Consider the following 16,699-nt stretch of genomic DNA (forward strand, 5'->3'; position numbering starts at 1 on the left):
AAAAGAAGATACCCTAAGCCTGGTAAACAACGCCGTTAAGGCCCTTCCGCCTGATGCCTCAGGTATAGATATGGGTAAAACCATCCTTATTCATTTAAGCAAGCTGGAGCAGGATCCCTATGAAATAGCCACCGGTTTAATAAGGCAGGATATGGAAGAATTATTTTAAGCTTATGGCCAAAAAGAAATTCACAACCACCTCGGGTATCGAAATTAAGGAAGTTTATACCGAGCCTTCATCCATGAATGAACTGCCCGGCGAATTTCCTTTTACCCGCGGTATACAAAAGGATATGTACCGGGGCAAGGCCTGGACCATGCGCCAGTATGCCGGTTTCTCAACAGCCGAAGAATCAAATAAACGCTACCATTACCTTTTAAGCCAGGGCACAACCGGCTTATCTGTAGCGTTTGACCTGCCCACACAAATAGGTTACGACTCTGATCACGACCTGGCCGAAGGCGAAGTGGGTAAAGTTGGCGTAGCTATTGACTCATTAAAAGATATGGAGATATTATTTGATGGCATTGCACTCAAAGATATCACCACCTCCATGACCATCAATGCAACGGCTCCTATCCTCTTAGCTATGTATATAGCCCTGGCTAAAAAACAAGGTGCCGATCTGACACAAATTTCTGGCACAGTACAAAACGATATATTAAAGGAATATGCCGCAAGGGGCACCTATATATATCCACCCGCAGCATCAATGCGGCTGATAACCGATGTTTTTGAATACTGCAGTCAGGAAGTACCTAAATGGAATACTATTTCTATTTCGGGTTATCATATTCGTGAGGCAGGCTCAACAGCGGTACAAGAGCTGGCTTTTACCCTGGCAAATGGTAAAGCTTACCTGAAAGCAGCCCTTGACAAGGGACTTGATATTAATGTATTTGCTAAAAGGTTATCCTTCTTTTTTAACTGTCATAATAACTTTTTTGAGGAGATAGCTAAATTCAGGGCTGCCCGCCGCATGTGGGCTCACATTACCCAACAACTTGGCGCTACTGATGCCGGCGCGCAAAAACTACGCTTCCATACCCAAACCGGCGGGTCAACCTTAACTGCGCAGCAGCCACTTAATAATATTATAAGGGTAAGTAATCAGGCTTTGGCCGCAGTATTGGGTGGCACACAATCCTTACATACCAATGGTTATGACGAAGCGCTTTCATTACCTACAGAAGCCGCAGCTAAAATAGCTCTGCGCACCCAACAGATCATTGCTTTTGAAAGCGGGGTAACTGATACGGTTGATCCGCTGGCAGGCTCCTATTTTATAGAAGCCTTAACTAACGAGATTGAAGCCGCCGCGCATTTATATATAGATAAGATAGACGCGATGGGCGGCGCGGTTAAAGCCATTGAGCAGGATTACATTCAGCAGGAGATAGCCGCCTCTGCCTACCAGTATCAAAACGATATTGAAAGCGGCGAAAAAGTACTGGTGGGTGTTAACCGATTTACCCAGCCGGAAGAAGCAGCGATGAACGTGTTCCGGGTAGATGACAGCATCCGCAAAATGCAGACCGAAAAGATAACGCAACTCAAAAACAGCCGCGATAATCGGGCTGTAATCACTTCTTTAAATCAACTTCAAAATGCCGCAAAAGGCCAGCAAAACTTAATGCCTTTTATCCTCTCGGCAGTGGAGCAATATGCCACTCTTGGCGAGATCGCAGATATCCTCAGAGGGGTATTTGGAGAGTATTAATATAACCTCAGGTTGTAGCAAAAAACTCAAAAAATAATTTTGTGGAAAACAAAGTTTGTCAGATAATTTTATAAGGCAGTATACCAGAGTTTTAAGCATTAACGGTAGAGTTTATACCTAACTGGCTCAACAATTGCAGGCGGCAATCCGTATAATAAATAATTATAACACTGATACTTATGTATATTTTTTGTTAAATTAAACAAATGGTATCGGGCGGAAACAGGCGGTGTTAATAATTATGAGTTTTGTTGTGGAAAATAACATTTTATGTGGATTTCTCATCAAAAAAGCGATTATTATATCATAAATTTATTTGTCAAAAAAGTGAAAATATAATTTTTTTATTAGCTTTTTTATGGCAATATTCGATGTTCCGTAGCAGGCCCAAAAGATGTTTCGCTGGGGGTTGGAAATCAATATTTTACTAAAAACTATATGGAAAAAACTTGTACTAACGTTTGGAATAGCTGCCTCCAGATCATCAAAGATAACATCCCAGCACAAAGCTTCAAGACTTGGTTTGAGCCAATCAAAGCTTTGCGTATGGAAGGGAGCGTCTTAACGATACAAGTACCAAGTTTATTCTTTTACGAATGGCTTGAAGAGCACTATGTAGGTTTACTGCGCAAAACAATTAAAAAACAATTAGGCGACGAAGGACGTTTAGAGTATAATATAGTTGTTGAGCAATCATCAAGTAAACCATATACAACAAATATGCCTTCAAACGGAAACGGGGCCGAGTCAAAAAATCAATCAATGCCGATTCCTATCTCAATTAATAAGGACATCAAAAATCCTTTTGTGATACCAGGCTTGAAAAAATTAAACGTAGATCCGCAACTGAACAGGAATTACACCTTTGAAAACTTTGTTGAAGGTGATTGCAACCGCTTAGCCCGCTCTGCCGGTTATGCCGTTGCTGCAAAACCAGGCGGTACCTCTTTTAACCCTTTAATGATTTATGGTGGTGTAGGCTTGGGTAAAACCCACCTTGCACAGGCTATAGGTAACGAAATAAAACGTTCCCTTCCGGATAAACTGGTACTTTATGTATCGTGCGAAAAATTTACTCAACAATTTGTTGACGCGCTTAAGCATAATAATATTAACGACTTTGTGAATTTTTACCAGGCAATTGATGTACTGATCATGGATGATGTACACAACTTTGCCGGTAAAGAAAAAACCCAGGATTTCTTTTTCCATATCTTCAATCACCTGCACCAATCTGGCAAGCAGTTGATCATCACATCGGACAAAGCACCTAAAGATTTGGCTGGCTTAGAAGAACGCCTGCTCTCAAGGTTTAAATGGGGCCTATCGGCCGATCTGCAGATCCCTGATCTGGAAACCCGTATGGCTATCCTGAAAAATAAAATTTATCAGGACGGTATTGAGCTCTCTAACGATGTTATCGAATACGTTGCACACAACATTGATAACAACGTACGTGAGCTGGAAGGCGCTATGGTATCATTGTTGGCACAATCAACTCTTAACCGTAAGGAGATTGACTTGAACCTGGCCAAGCAAATGCTTAAAAACTTTGTAAAAAACTCATCAAAAGAAATTTCGATGGAGTATATACAAAGCCTGGTTTGTGAATATTTTGAAGTACCCATTGAGATGGTAAAATCACAAACCCGCAAACGCGAAATTGTACAGGCCCGTCAAATATCCATGTACCTGGCTAAAGCCCATACCAAGAGTTCATTAAAATCAATAGGACACTTTTTCGGCGGCCGTGATCACTCTACCGTAATTTACGCCTGCCAAACTGTTGAGGATCTTATTGATACCGATAAGAAATTTAAGGGTTACGTTGCCGACATTCAAAAGAAGCTTAAAATGTCTTAGCAGACCTATATCATATTACTATGAGGCCTTGCATTTTTATGCAAGGCTTTTTTGTTGGAATTACAAACCATAACGTTATGTACATCGCTACCGCAAGCGTCTCGCTTGTGGTATTTGGCTAAACATATAGGTACTAATTAATCATACTAACCACAAGCGGGACGCTTGCGGTAGCAAAAGTGTTATGTCTTGCAAGTGGGATGCCGAAATAAATTCGGCATGATGTTGGATCTGGCAGCAAGAAATGCATAAATCAGTAGTCATGCTGACTTGTTTCAGAATCCCACAAATAAGGTAGGATATTACGTGTTATGTCTTGCAAGTGAGATGCCGAAAATAAATTCGGCATGACGTTAAGTACTAACTATTAAGATCGAACACTTATGGAGGGACGCTTGTGGGAGCAAAACAAATGATTCTTGTATCTTGATTCTAAAAGTCTTGTATCCATCAACCTACCAATTCCATTATTTTCAAAATGGCATCAATGTATTCACGGTTGTTGGCTAAGCGGGGTACTTTATGTTGACCGCCCAGCTTGCCCTTTTCTTTCATCCAATTGAAAAAAGTGCCTTCGGGGGCACGGCGAACTATGGGGCGGCGCAGGGCCATATCTTTAAATCGCTTGGCATCGTAATCAGAATTGATACGACGCAGGGTTTCATCGAGCAGGTCAACAAAGCGCTCAAACTCGGCGGGCTTTTTTTCAAATTCAATGATCCATTCATGGGCACCGCATTGGTCGCCGTTAAAGTAAACGGGGGCAGCGGTATACTCTTTAATAATGGCGCCGGTTTGTGTGCATGCTTCTTCCAGGGCACGTTCGGCATTATCAATGATCACCTCTTCGCCAAAGGCGTTGATAAAATGTTTGGTACGCCCGGTTACCTGAATGCGGAATGGCGACAGCGATGTAAACTTGATAGTATCACCTATCATGTACCGCCAGAGTCCGGAATTGGTGGTTATAATGAGGGCGTAGTTTTTATCCAGCTCTACTTCATCAAGCGTAAGCGTATCGGGATTATCGTCATAAAGGTTTTCGAGTGGTAAAAACTCGTAAAATATGCCATAATCCAGCATGAGCAACATCTCGCCAGGTTCTTTTGTATCCTGAATACCAAAGAAGCCCTCAGATGCATTATAATTCTCCAGATAGTACATATCATCGCTGGGAATCAATTTCTTAAACTGCTCCCGATAAGGCGTAAAATTAACCGCGCCATGAAAATACATCTCCAGGTTTGGCCATACCTCCAGCAGATTCTTTTTACCTGTAATTTCCAATATGCGTTTAAACAGTACCAGGTTCCAGGTAGGTACCCCGCTAATGCTGGTTACGTTCACATCTTTGGTGGCGTAAGCGATCTTTTCTATCTTTTCTTCAAAATTTTCAAGCAAAGCTATATCCAGATCAGGGGTGCGGTGAAATTCGGCCCAAAGGGGCAGATTTTTCATGATAACCGCCGAAAGATCGCCGAAAGAAGTATCAGCGCTTAACTGGCTCACCTGGTGGCTACCACCAAGCGTCAGTATTTTGCCGGTGAACATACGGGCATTGGGTTGGTTATTAAAGTAGATGGTAAGCAAATCTTTTCCCCCTTTAAAATGACACTCTTCCAGAGCCTCCTCACTAACAGGTATAAATTTGCTCCTGTCGTTAGTTGTGCCTGATGATTTGGCAAACCAACGAATTTCAGAAGGCCACAATACATTTTTTTCGCCGGTGAGCATTCGCTCAATATAGGGTTTAAGCGAATCGTAATTTTGAATGGGTACTCTTTCCTTGAACTGGGTAAGGTTCTCGATGCTTTTGTAATGATACTTGCGGCCCCACTCGGTACTTTCTGCACCTGATATCAACTGCTCAAACCATTCTTCCTGTACTTCATTGGGGTATTTCATAAAAAGCTCTATCTGGTGGATACGCTTTTTCATGAACCAGGTAAATACAGAATTGAAGATTGTCATGGGTACAGAGTCAAGAAATTAGATTCGAGAGTCAAGATAGGAAAAATATGTCAACAGAGTCAAGAAATTAGAACCAAGATACAAGAATTAAGAATCAAGACATGATAAATCCGGTTAATCATAAAAGCACTACGCTTGGGTTTTCATGGCAAACCATGATTATCTCTTGTCTCTTGACTCTAATCTCTTGTTTCTTACTGAGGGAATACTTTTCTTTTCAAAACAAAATTGGCGCCTAAATACACCTTACGCACCATTTCATTTTCGGCCAGCACCTCAGGTACGCCTGATTCCAATATCTTACCTTCAAAAAGCAGGTAGGCCCTATCAGTAATGGATAATGTTTCCTGTACGTTGTGGTCAGTAATGAGAATGCCTATGTTACGGTGCCTTAGTTTAGCTACCATAGCCTGGATTTCTTCCACCGCAATGGGGTCTACCCCTGCAAAGGGCTCATCCAGTAAAATGAAGTTGGGCTCGGCCGCCAGCGCCCTTGCAATTTCGGTACGGCGTCTTTCGCCGCCCGATAGCAGATCGCCACGGTTTTTGCGCACCTTGTGTAAGCTAAACTCATCAATCAGCTCTTCCAGTTTATCGCGCTGCCGGTCTTTAGCCATTCCGCCCATTTCCAGCACCGCTTTAATATTATCCTCTACGGAGAGCTTACGAAATACAGAGGCTTCCTGCGCCAGGTAACCTATACCTTTCTGCGCACGGCGATACATCGGGTCGCCGGTTATGTCGTTATCATCCAGAAAAATAGTGCCTTCATTGGGTTTTATCAGTCCAACTATCATGTAAAACGAGGTGGTTTTACCTGCACCGTTAGGCCCAAGCAAACCTACAATCTCGCCCTGGGCTACCTCAAATGACACATCGTTAACAACTGTACGTTGTTTATATTTTTTTACTAAATGCTCTGCTCTTAAAATCATGTTGCAAATTCAAAATTCAAAAGTTAAAACACATGCTTAACTTTAGTTTTTGCCTCGTATATCCGATTCAAAAGCCGTTCATTATTTGACTTTTGAATTTTTAATTTTGACTTATATCCGTATTCCTTTTATATTCAACTGAATGGTCCGCCTTTCGCGCCATACATTCTCTTCAATGCTGTAGCAAATATCAAACGGCACACCACTTTTCAGCTGCGGAAGGTATTCTCCATGATTAAAGGCAATACACTCAAACGCCGCTGATCCTTCCTGCATCACAGCCATTTTAACATGGGTAGCGCCAACCAAATTAGCACTGCCACTAACATATACATTTTTACTTATAAATACCGGCGACATGTTCTCGGGACCAAATGGTGCAAACTGATTCAATATCCTGAAAAATTTGGGCTCTATCTGGTTTAAACGTAATTCGGCATCAATTTGTATTTGCTGTATCAATTGTTCGGGCGCTATGGTGGCGCTTACAACTTCTTCAAACCTACGTTGGAAAGCCTCCACATTTTCGGGTTCCATAGTTAAACCTGCTGCATATTTATGCCCGCCAAACTGTATCAGCAGGTCTTTACACTCGCACAAAGCCTCATACAAGTCATAACCTAAAACAGAGCGGGCTGAACCTGCCACATGCCCATTGGAACGGGTTAACACAATGGTGGGCCTATAGTACTTTTCAGTAAGCCTCGACGCCACAATACCAATAACTCCCTTATGCCAGTGCTCATTAAAAACCACGGTCGATTTCCGGTTGATCAGCACCTCATCATTATCTATCATGTTCAGCGCCTCACCGGTAATATCCAGATCATGCCCTTTACGCTCGGTGTTGCGGGAGTTGATCATCAGGCCTTTCTCTTTGGCTACGGCTTCGTCACAGGCAATAAGCAACTCAACCGCATGCTTGGCATCATCAATACGACCGGCAGCATTAATACGCGGCCCAAGTGAAAATACAACATCAGATATGGTAAAGCTGCCTGTTCTGCCTGCAACCTCCATTAATGTTTTTACGCCGATGCATGGATCTGAATTTATTTTTTGAAGGCCAAAATGAGCCAGCACTCTGTTTTCGCCAGTGATGTGTACAATATCACATGATATACTGATGGCTACCAAGTCAAGAAAACGGGAAACCTCTTCAAATGGGATATCATGTGTTTCAGCGTATGCCTGTATCAGTTTAAAACCTATACCGCAGCCTGAAAGTTCTTTATAAGGATATTCACAATCGTTACGTTTAGGGTCAAGTACAGCAACAGCAGCCGGCAGTTCAACTCCTGGAAGGTGGTGATCACAAATGATAAAATCAACACCGAGGCTATTAGCGTACTCAATTTTATCAACCGATTTAATGCCGCAGTCAAGCGCTATGATCAGGGTAAAACCATTCCCGGCCGCATAATCAATACCTTGTGTTGATATGCCGTAACCTTCCTTGTACCGGTCAGGGATGTAGTACTCCAGGTTTTCGTAACGTTTTTTAAAAAAACCATATACGGTGGCAACAGCAGTTGTACCGTCTACATCGTAATCGCCATATATAAGTATTTTCTCCCCAGCGGCTATGGCATCATCAATACGCTCAATCGCTTTTTCCATATCCTTCATCAGAAATGGATCATGCAGGTGGCGCACATCAGGCCTGAAAAAGTAACGGGCTTCATCAAAAGTATGTATCCCTCTGTGAACCAGCAGAGTACCTAAAACGCTATCGATGTTCAGTTCGGCAGCTAACTTTTTGACCACTTCATCATCTGCATTATCCCTTACTGTCCAGCGTTTATTCATTACATTTGTAGCTTAAAAGCAGTAAAGATAGTTAAATCGGGTATAAAATTTTAGTATCAGGTAGTTAGTATCAAGTATCATGATTTTTTAATATCACAAGGAAAACCCGTGACAGTCCTGATACTTGATACTAACTACCTGATACCAATTACTCGATACAAAAAATATATTCTATGGAAATTTTCGCGTTAGGAGAAGGCTCATATTCAGTTGATGCAACTAAAAAATTTATCCCTTTTAACCCCGAGCTTGATAACCCTAAGGATCGCCCGGCATCATTATTTATTCATGTAAACCCTTTCCTGATCAAAACAGATCATGATCTGATCGTGCTGGACACCGGCCTTGGCTTTAAAGATACTCGCGACGAATTACTGATACACCAAAACATCCGTAACGCGGGTTTTGATCCGGAGGATGTTACTCTTGTGTTGATGTCGCACCTCCATTATGATCATTCCGGCGGTTTGGTTGTGGAGCGTAATGGTAAACTGGAACCCAGCTTTCCGCAGGCGCAACATGTGATACAACGCCAGGAATGGGAAACCGGGCTTGCCGGGCGCACTTCATCCTATCATAAAGAAATATTTGAGGCCCTTCAAGGTGCTAATATTACTTTTGTAGAAGGCAACGGCGAAGTACAGCCGGGTATCAGGTATGAACATTCTGGCGGACACTGCCCTTACCATCAGGTATTCTGGATTGAAATGGAAGGTAAAAAGGTGTTTTTTGGAGGCGATGAGCTACCCGAACCAGAGCAACTGATTAGAAAGTTTATTGCTAAATATGATATGGATGGACGGAAAGCGATGCTACTGCGGGAAGAGTATGGAAAAAAGGCAGCAGAGGAAGGATGGATCTGCCTTTTTTATCATTCAAAATCATTTGCAATAGGAAATGTGCTAAGAACCGATGAACACTTTAAAGTAGTTCAGGCTTAATGATGATTTTGCACTTCAAAAAGTTCTTTTATTTTTTCAACGTTGAGCGGCTTAGATATAAAATCTTTTACTAACGGATAGGATTTTGCCTTATTGATATCATTACTAAATACCGATGATGAGATAATGTATATCTTACTTTTACCCAACGGATCGATATTCAGGCGTTTAAACTCTTCCAAAAACTCCCATCCATTCATAATAGGCATGTTGATATCCAGTAAAATGTAATCGGGCATTTTGCTGGGATCTCTTTTCTGAATATCAGCCAACTGATCAATGGCAAATTTTCCGTTTAAACAGGCCATAATCTCCGTATTAAGCAACGCTTTTTTAATTAGTTTTATGGAGATAAAGTTATTGATCTCATCATCATCAACAAGTAATACGCTCACAGGCTTGTCGTTAATTGTCATAAGGCATTTGAATAGATGTACTTAGTTTATTAAAATAGATAATACTTATACGCTGCTTGAATCAAAAAGTTATATTCCTATAAGTTGTATAGCTAAATAATGTTTTAATTATAACAATTATAATCTAAAACCGGATTATTTATTTCGTTTTGACCGTTATTTTGACTCCATCTTAATAACTAAAGTGTAACAAAACTATACATAATTATACACAATTTATTTTGCCTTATTTATCAAAAAAAGGCAAAATAACCTCAAAAACAAATAATTTACACCACTCATCTTAATTAATACAGGTTTTTATAGTGTATTGAAAAAGCAAAGCTTTGGGGCAAAAAGAATAAAAACAGTGAATAAAATGGTCAGCTATTGGCCAAATGACTAAAAAGAGAATGCAGCCACCTAAAAGAGCAATAAAAAAAACCGCTTGAATAGTCTTTTTAATTATTCAAGCGGTTTCTGTTATATACTCCGAATCATTATTCTATTATGCTCTCTTCAAAAGCGTAATCTTCTAACGGCGGGCATGAGCAGATCAATGTGCGATCGCCATAAGTATCATTAACACGACCTACTGAAGGCCAGAATTTATAAGCCGCCACATAAGGAAGCGGGAAGCCTGCTTTTTGACGGGTATATGGGTGTGCCCAATCATTACCGGTAATTACAGCCGCAGTATGCGGAGCATTTTTTAATGGGTTATCGGTTTTATCTAATACCCCATCGGCAACATCAGCGATTTCATGACGTATAGCTATCATAGCATCACAGAAACGATCAAGCTCATGCTTTGGCTCAGATTCTGTTGGCTCAACCATCACAGTACCAGCAACAGGGAAAGATACCGTTGGCGCATGGAAACCATAATCCATCAAACGTTTGGCTATATCTGTAACTTCAATGCCAAAGGCTTTAAATGAGCGGCAATCCAATATCATTTCGTGTGCGCAACGGCCATTGGCGCCTGTGTATAACACCGGATAATGATCCTGTAATCTTGCTTTAATATAATTAGCGTTTAATATAGCATATCGGGTAGCATTAGTTAAGCCATCGGCCCCCATCATAGCAATATAAGCATGTGATATGATCAGGATAGAAGCAGAACCCCAGGGCGCGGCCGATACCGCGTGTATAGATTTACCCCTGTCAATATCAACCACGGCATGACCCGGCAAATACGGAACAAGGTGTTTTGCCACACCAATAGGGCCCATACCAGGGCCGCCTCCGCCATGCGGAATGCAGAACGTTTTGTGTAAGTTCAGGTGGCAAACATCGGCACCTACATTGGCCGGGCTGGTTAAGCCTACCTGGGCGTTCATGTTAGCGCCATCCATGTAAACCTGCCCACCATTTTGGTGAATGATATCACATATCTCAATAATGGACTCCTCAAACACTCCGTGGGTAGATGGATAGGTAACCATTAAGCAGGAAAGCTCCTCTTTATACTGCTCAGCTTTAGCTTTCATATCGGCAACGTCAATGTTTCCGTTATCGTCGCATTTCACTACTACTATCTTCATGCCGGCCATAGCTGCTGATGCCGGGTTGGTACCGTGCGCCGATGAAGGGATCAAGGCGATGTTGCGATGGTGATCGCCACGGTCTTGATGATAAGCGCGGATAACCATCAGGCCTGCATATTCGCCTTGGGCGCCTGCATTTGGTTGTAAGCTCATAGCCGCAAATCCGGTGATCTCGCTTAGCCAGTTATTCAGCTCATCAAACAACTGCATATAACCACCTACCTGATCGGCAGGGGCAAAAGGGTGTATTTTGCTAAACTCGGCCCAGGTAACAGGCACCATTTCGGTGGTAGCGTTAAGCTTCATGGTACATGAACCCAATGCTATCATAGAGTGGCAAAGAGAAAGATCCTTTGTTTCCAGCGATTTGATGTAGCGCAACATTTCATGCTCCGAACGGTGCGTATTAAACAGGCTGTGTGTTAAATAAGCCGATTTACGCTGCAGTTCGGCAGGGATAACAGTTTGCAGGCTTGACTTTAAGCCGTCAAAATCAACATCGTTAATGGTTTTGCCTTTTACTTTGGCAAAAAACCGCACGATTGTTTTAATATCTTCTACCGAGGTAGTTTCGTCAACAGCAATAGTAATCACAGAACCTTCATAGTTCAGGTTCATTTCGTTGTTTAACGCCTCAGAATGTAAGGGACCGGCCAATATACCGGCATCAAATTTCAGGGTATCAAAATACGATTCGTTCAATTGCTCGTAACCTAATTGCTGAAGTGATTCGGCCAACAATATGGCTAAGCCATGAATCCTTTCGGCAATTAATTTAATCCCTTGCGGGCCATGATATACGGCATACATACCGGCCATAATAGCCAGTAATGCTTGTGCAGTACAAATGTTTGAAGTCGCTTTATCCCTGCGGATATGCTGCTCGCGTGTTTGCAGTGCCATACGCAATGCATAGTTACCGGCACTATCAACAGTAACACCTATGATGCGGCCCGGTATCGAGCGTTTATATTCTTCTTTAGTAGCAAAAAACGCAGCATGAGGACCACCAAAGCCCATTGGTACCCCAAAGCGCTGGGTTGAACCAACAACAATATCAGCACCCCATTCGCCCGGAGGGGTTAACAGCACCAGGCTCATAATATCGGCTACAACGGTTAATTTAATGCCTTTTTCATGTGCTTTGGTAGCGTAATCTGTATAGTTATAAACAGCGCCATTACCTGCCGGGTATTGTACAATAGCACCAAACATGTTATCGGTCAGTTCTACTGTACGGTGGTCTCCTATTTGCAGTTCAATGCCATAAGGCTCTGAACGTGTTTTTAAAATATCAATGGTTTGCGGAAACAGCTCTTCAGATACAAAGAACACATTGGCATTTTGATTTTTACGCAAACTATACTGCATAAACATAGCTTCGGCGGCTGCAGTACCTTCATCAAGTAACGACGCGTTGGCAATTTCCATTCCGGTTAAATCAATTACCATAGTTTGGAAGTTAAGCAACGCTTGTAAGCGGCCCTGAGCAATTTCGGCCTGATAAGGAGTGTATTGAGTATACCATCCCGGGTTTTCCAGAATGTTACGCTGTATTACACCGGGGACAATAACATCATAATATCCCTTGCCAATGAACGATTTAAAAACCTTATTTTTTGAAGCGGTTTGCTTTAAAGTATTCAGGTAATCAAATTCGCTTTTCGCGGCCGGTAAATCAAGTGGCTTTTTTAACCTGATCTTATCAGGTACCGTTTGAGCTATTAATTCGTCAAGTGAATTAGCACCAACAGTTTTTAACATTTTTGCCGTATCGGCCTCATTTGGAGCAATATGTCTCGATTGAAACTTCTCCTGGTAGTCTGCGTTCAACATCATGAATCAAGGGTCCCTCTAAATTTAGCGCAAAGGTACACTTTTACTATCTGAGTAACAATTGCCTAATATATTATTGACAGACTGTTTACAGATCCTTTGACAAAAGATAAAGGAACTACCCTCCTTCAGCCGCAAGTGAAGCGAGGAGTAGCGAAAGCTATACTAATTGCCTCAGATATTGCTGTATGGTGTTTTCAAGCCCGTAATACAGCGCATCGCTGATAAGCGCATGACCAATACTAACTTCCTGCAAGCCGGGAATATTTTCGGCAAAGTATTTCAGGTTATGCAAGTCAAGATCGTGCCCGGCATTGATTCCTAAACCCAAACTTTGCGCTGCTTTAGCGGCCTCGATATAAGGAGCTATGGCAAGTTCTTTACCCTGGTGAAAGTGGGTAGCGTAACCTTCGGTATATAGTTCAATACGGTCGGTACCTGTTTTAGCGGCGCCTTCAACCATTTTGGCAACAGGATCAACAAATATAGATACACGTATACCTGCATTTTTGAACACCGCTATCATATCTGCCAGGTAATGATAATTAGTAATCGTATCCCAACCATGATTAGAGGTGATCTGCCCCAAAACATCAGGCACCAGGGTAACCTGCTCAGGCTTATTGGCCAACACCAGATCAATAAATTTTTGCTCCTGGCAGTTACCTTCAATGTTAAACTCGGTAGTAACTATTTTTTTAAGCTCAAACACATCGTTGTACCTGATGTGCCTTTCATCCGGGCGAGGGTGTACAGTAATACCCTGTGCTCCAAAACGTTCACAATCTTTGGCAACTTGTATCAGATCTGGATTATTACCTCCGCGCGAATTGCGTAGTGTAGCTATTTTGTTGATATTGACAGATAAACGGGTCATGGTTCAAAGTTAATATTTCATTGCTATTATGGTAAACTAAAAACATCCGGATAAGTTTAAATTTCACTTACAGTTTACAATACATCAGTATATTTAAGCTATGAAACCTAAAACCATTACTACAGAATATCTTACATTGCTTAAGTTATTTTTCCTGACCCTTGGCATCACCTATATAGCAACAGGTAATTTATGGGGGAAGATCAATTTAGACGCCGATTTAAGTGACACTTATATGGTTATCCAAATAATATCCATCATACCCTTATTCCTGCTGATAGCAACTCTTGTGTATCTTATTAGAGAGGGCATAGCAGGTTATAGAAGAAGAACCCCCAATTTGATAATGATTGCGGTTAATCTGGCATTGGTTATTGACCTATATTCCATTTCACAAATCATAAACCGTATGCCAGGTCAGGCTCAGTCTGCTCACCGACACTTTTACTCACACCCAAATACTATTGATACACATTTTAATTTTATTCCTGTTGCCCAGCAAGCTTTACCCATTATGGCAATCATTTTTATGCTTATATTGGTTATAACGTCTATACTTACAGGCAAAAACTGGAATGTTATTAATAACGAACAGCCGATCTCTTAAATGCTTATGCTTGCTTTTTGTTTTAACCTGTACCCAGCAGCTGACAAAAGCACAAGCCAATTTTCGTAAAATAGAAAACTACAAGCCTTACTACGGCTGGGCACATCATGCCCCGCAGGACTGGATGATACTACGCCAGTTTGAAAACGAGGGCAAAACTTATTACCTGTTGGTAAATCCACAAACGCTGGCTACCAAAATTGATGAGCCGGGCTTTTACCAGGTTAAGCCCATGAGTATTACCGAAGCAAGAGTTTTTTTTAAGAATACGCCTTATCAAAAAGCCCTGCGTAAGGCCGAAAAACAATCCGTAGCCTTACAGGATGCAGGTATAGAAAGTGGTATCCCAAAAGAAACAGGGATCAGCCTTACAGCCGACCTATGCCCATCGCACCGCCCTTTAGACAGACGAATATTCACTGATATTTTTACTGAATTTCAAAAGGTAGAACGCCCTGCACCTATAGCCTTATCGGTTACAGGTGTTTGGATGCGGCAGCACCCGCAAGACCTGGAATGGCTTAAACAAATGCAGGCGAAACGCGAAATTTATATCACCTGGATCAACCATTCTTTTAATCACCGGGTAAGCATGAAAGCTCCCCTGAAAGAAAACTTTTTGCTGGAACCAGGTACCGATATGAATTACGAGATACTGGAAACCGAAAAAGCCATGCTCAAAAACGGCTTGCTTCCCTCGGTATTTTTCAGGTTTCCAGGTTTGGTATCTGACCAGCAGTTGGTATACAAGCTAACCGAATATGGCCTTATCCCTATTGGTACAGATGCCTGGCTGGCTAAAGGGCAGCAACCGCATGCCGGCAGTATAGTACTGATTCATGGCAACGGCAACGAGCCTACCGGTGTTAACGATTTTATAAAACTGCTGCAATCAGAAGCAGGTGCTATTGCCAAAAAACAGTGGTTATTGTATGACCTTCGCGAAAGTGTAGAGGAGGAATTTGAAACTGCCAACTGAGAAAAACCCAGCTAAAAGTTTGTAAAATACTGCTACTGAAGTATACAAAATGGTTATTTTACTTTACAATTTGAGATAAAAAATTGACTTATAATTAATTAATAAACATATTTAGGTAACCTTTACGAAGGCGGATTCCAAGTTTGCTTAATTCTCTTGCAAAAAATCCTGCAACATGACCGAATATGTAGATCAACTTAATGAGCTTAATGACCTGCTGAACGATCTGGTGGAATATTCGCCCACTAACGGTTACCTGTTGCAATGTTTATTAAAAAAGTATGATGCTGTAATTGAACATCTGTATGGCCTTAGCAACAGTAAGTTTCAGGCCTCAGTTGAAACCATAGGTATATTGGAACACTGTATTAATCAGATTTTTTCAAAAAAAGTCACAGGAACACAAAAGAAAAGTATTTACATCACAGCGAAGTATATCCTAAAAACTTCTATCTATATAGATCTGAGGAATTACAAACAGCATCTACTGCTTGATCATATTATTTATAACTGAGATTTAATTTTTCTTTGTAGGGTCAAAGCCATACATCCACATATTTAACTGCCCGTTTGAACTTTGCAGCCCTACGCAATCCATTAGTTCTTCAAAGTAGGTACAAATCCTTTCTCTATCCTCTGTATCAAGCTCATTATATAATATATTAAACCTCAATAGTCCTACCTTAATATTGTCTTCAAACTTTTTTTCATTAGGTTGATGATTAACCGTAGTTAAAAAGTCTGCGGCTGCCTCATCTAAAAATTTATTAAGTTGTGTTTTAAGCTTTGGATTGGAGAGTCCATTAAAAGCAGTACTGGGCTCTGCGTCGAATTTACTTTTCTTAATAAATGACAAAAGCTTTTGCTTAGCATCTTTATTTACGTTCATAGATGACTGGCTACGGGCGAAAAAAATAACTGTAAATAGAAGTGATAGAATAAGGACAGCTCTCATAATCCAAACATAATAAAGATGCGTTTACAGCGCAATGCATATCCAAACTTTTTAAAACCAAATCAACAAAAAAGAGCATGATCCTAAAACCATGCTCTTTTAACTTTTTATTTTTGAATTTTGACTTAGTATCTGTAGTATTCCGGTTTAAACGGACCTTCAACAGTTACGCCAATGTACTCAGCCTGATCCTGATCTAAAACTTCCAGCTCAACACCAATTTTAGCAAGGTGTAAACGGGCTACTTTCTCGTCAAG

The 16,699-nt window shown here is 41.3% G+C and carries 14 protein-coding genes; 6 read left to right on the forward strand and 8 right to left on the reverse strand.

Annotation, left to right across the window (positions count from 1 at the left end):
• The first annotated feature begins 173 nt into the window (after positions 1-173).
• Both AAGC65_RS19315 and dnaA read left to right on the forward strand, forming a co-directional pair.
• The gene (locus tag AAGC65_RS19315; RefSeq protein ID WP_343114102.1) at positions 174-1,721 is read left to right on the forward strand and encodes a methylmalonyl-CoA mutase family protein; all 1,548 of its coding nucleotides are present in this window, start codon (positions 174-176) and stop codon (positions 1,719-1,721) included.
• Between the two features lie 438 nt (positions 1,722-2,159).
• Positions 2,160-3,584: a chromosomal replication initiator protein DnaA gene (dnaA, locus tag AAGC65_RS19320; RefSeq protein ID WP_290327702.1), complete on the forward strand. Its 1,425-nt coding sequence runs from the start codon at positions 2,160-2,162 to the stop codon at positions 3,582-3,584.
• Between the two features lie 450 nt (positions 3,585-4,034).
• Here the strand turns inward: dnaA and AAGC65_RS19325 are convergent, their stop codons facing one another.
• From AAGC65_RS19325 to recJ, 3 genes are all read right to left on the reverse strand, one after another.
• Entirely contained in the window at positions 4,035-5,555 is a 1,521-nt protein-coding gene (locus tag AAGC65_RS19325) for a GH3 auxin-responsive promoter family protein (RefSeq protein WP_343114103.1), read from the reverse strand.
• Positions 5,556-5,749: 194 nt separating this feature from the next.
• On the reverse strand, positions 5,750-6,490 hold the full coding sequence (gene lptB / locus AAGC65_RS19330; protein WP_343114104.1) for an LPS export ABC transporter ATP-binding protein: 741 nt from the start codon (positions 6,488-6,490) through the stop codon (positions 5,750-5,752).
• A 111-nt stretch (positions 6,491-6,601) separates the two neighbouring features.
• Positions 6,602-8,299 carry a single-stranded-DNA-specific exonuclease RecJ gene (gene recJ, locus AAGC65_RS19335; RefSeq protein WP_343114105.1) on the reverse strand — a complete coding sequence of 566 codons (1,698 nt, stop codon included), beginning with the start codon at positions 8,297-8,299 and terminating at the stop codon, positions 6,602-6,604.
• Between the two features lie 173 nt (positions 8,300-8,472).
• On the opposite strand from recJ, the gene AAGC65_RS19340 reads away from it, so the two are divergent.
• A complete protein-coding gene (locus tag AAGC65_RS19340) occupies positions 8,473-9,240 on the forward strand; it encodes an MBL fold metallo-hydrolase (protein ID WP_343114106.1) in 768 nt (255 codons plus the stop codon).
• Here AAGC65_RS19340 and AAGC65_RS19345 read toward each other — a convergent pair.
• From AAGC65_RS19345 to AAGC65_RS19355, 3 genes are all read right to left on the reverse strand, one after another.
• Complete coding sequence (locus tag AAGC65_RS19345; protein WP_290327697.1) at positions 9,237-9,656, reverse strand: response regulator; 420 nt, start codon at positions 9,654-9,656, stop codon at positions 9,237-9,239. The genes AAGC65_RS19340 and AAGC65_RS19345 overlap by 4 nt on opposite strands.
• 479 nt (positions 9,657-10,135) lie before the next feature.
• A complete protein-coding gene (gcvP, locus tag AAGC65_RS19350) occupies positions 10,136-13,027 on the reverse strand; it encodes an aminomethyl-transferring glycine dehydrogenase (RefSeq protein ID WP_343114107.1) in 2,892 nt (963 codons plus the stop codon).
• A 157-nt stretch (positions 13,028-13,184) separates the two neighbouring features.
• Positions 13,185-13,901, reverse strand: coding sequence for a pyridoxine 5'-phosphate synthase (locus AAGC65_RS19355; RefSeq protein ID WP_343114108.1), 717 nt, complete (start codon positions 13,899-13,901; stop codon positions 13,185-13,187).
• Between the two features lie 100 nt (positions 13,902-14,001).
• Here AAGC65_RS19355 and AAGC65_RS19360 point away from each other — a divergent pair, with 100 nt between their 5' ends.
• From AAGC65_RS19360 to AAGC65_RS19370, 3 genes are all read left to right on the forward strand, one after another.
• Positions 14,002-14,508: a hypothetical protein gene (locus AAGC65_RS19360; RefSeq protein ID WP_343114109.1), complete on the forward strand. Its 507-nt coding sequence runs from the start codon at positions 14,002-14,004 to the stop codon at positions 14,506-14,508.
• A gap of 10 nt (positions 14,509-14,518) precedes the next feature.
• Positions 14,519-15,487 (forward strand): polysaccharide deacetylase, encoded by a 969-nt coding sequence (locus tag AAGC65_RS19365; RefSeq protein WP_343114110.1) that lies wholly within the window; start codon positions 14,519-14,521, stop codon positions 15,485-15,487.
• Between the two features lie 175 nt (positions 15,488-15,662).
• Complete coding sequence (locus AAGC65_RS19370; protein ID WP_343114111.1) at positions 15,663-16,001, forward strand: hypothetical protein; 339 nt, start codon at positions 15,663-15,665, stop codon at positions 15,999-16,001.
• Between the two features lie 3 nt (positions 16,002-16,004).
• Here AAGC65_RS19370 and AAGC65_RS19375 read toward each other — a convergent pair whose 3' ends face one another.
• Entirely contained in the window at positions 16,005-16,376 is a 372-nt protein-coding gene (locus AAGC65_RS19375; protein ID WP_343114112.1) for a DUF4844 domain-containing protein, read from the reverse strand.
• A gap of 191 nt (positions 16,377-16,567) precedes the next feature.
• Positions 16,568-16,699 (reverse strand): adenosylhomocysteinase (locus AAGC65_RS19380; RefSeq protein ID WP_343114113.1); only part of this gene is annotated, 132 nt, incomplete at its 5' end.

Origin of the sequence: Mucilaginibacter sp. (genome assembly GCF_039207105.1) — a bacterium.
Taxonomy (GTDB): domain Bacteria; phylum Bacteroidota; class Bacteroidia; order Sphingobacteriales; family Sphingobacteriaceae; genus Mucilaginibacter.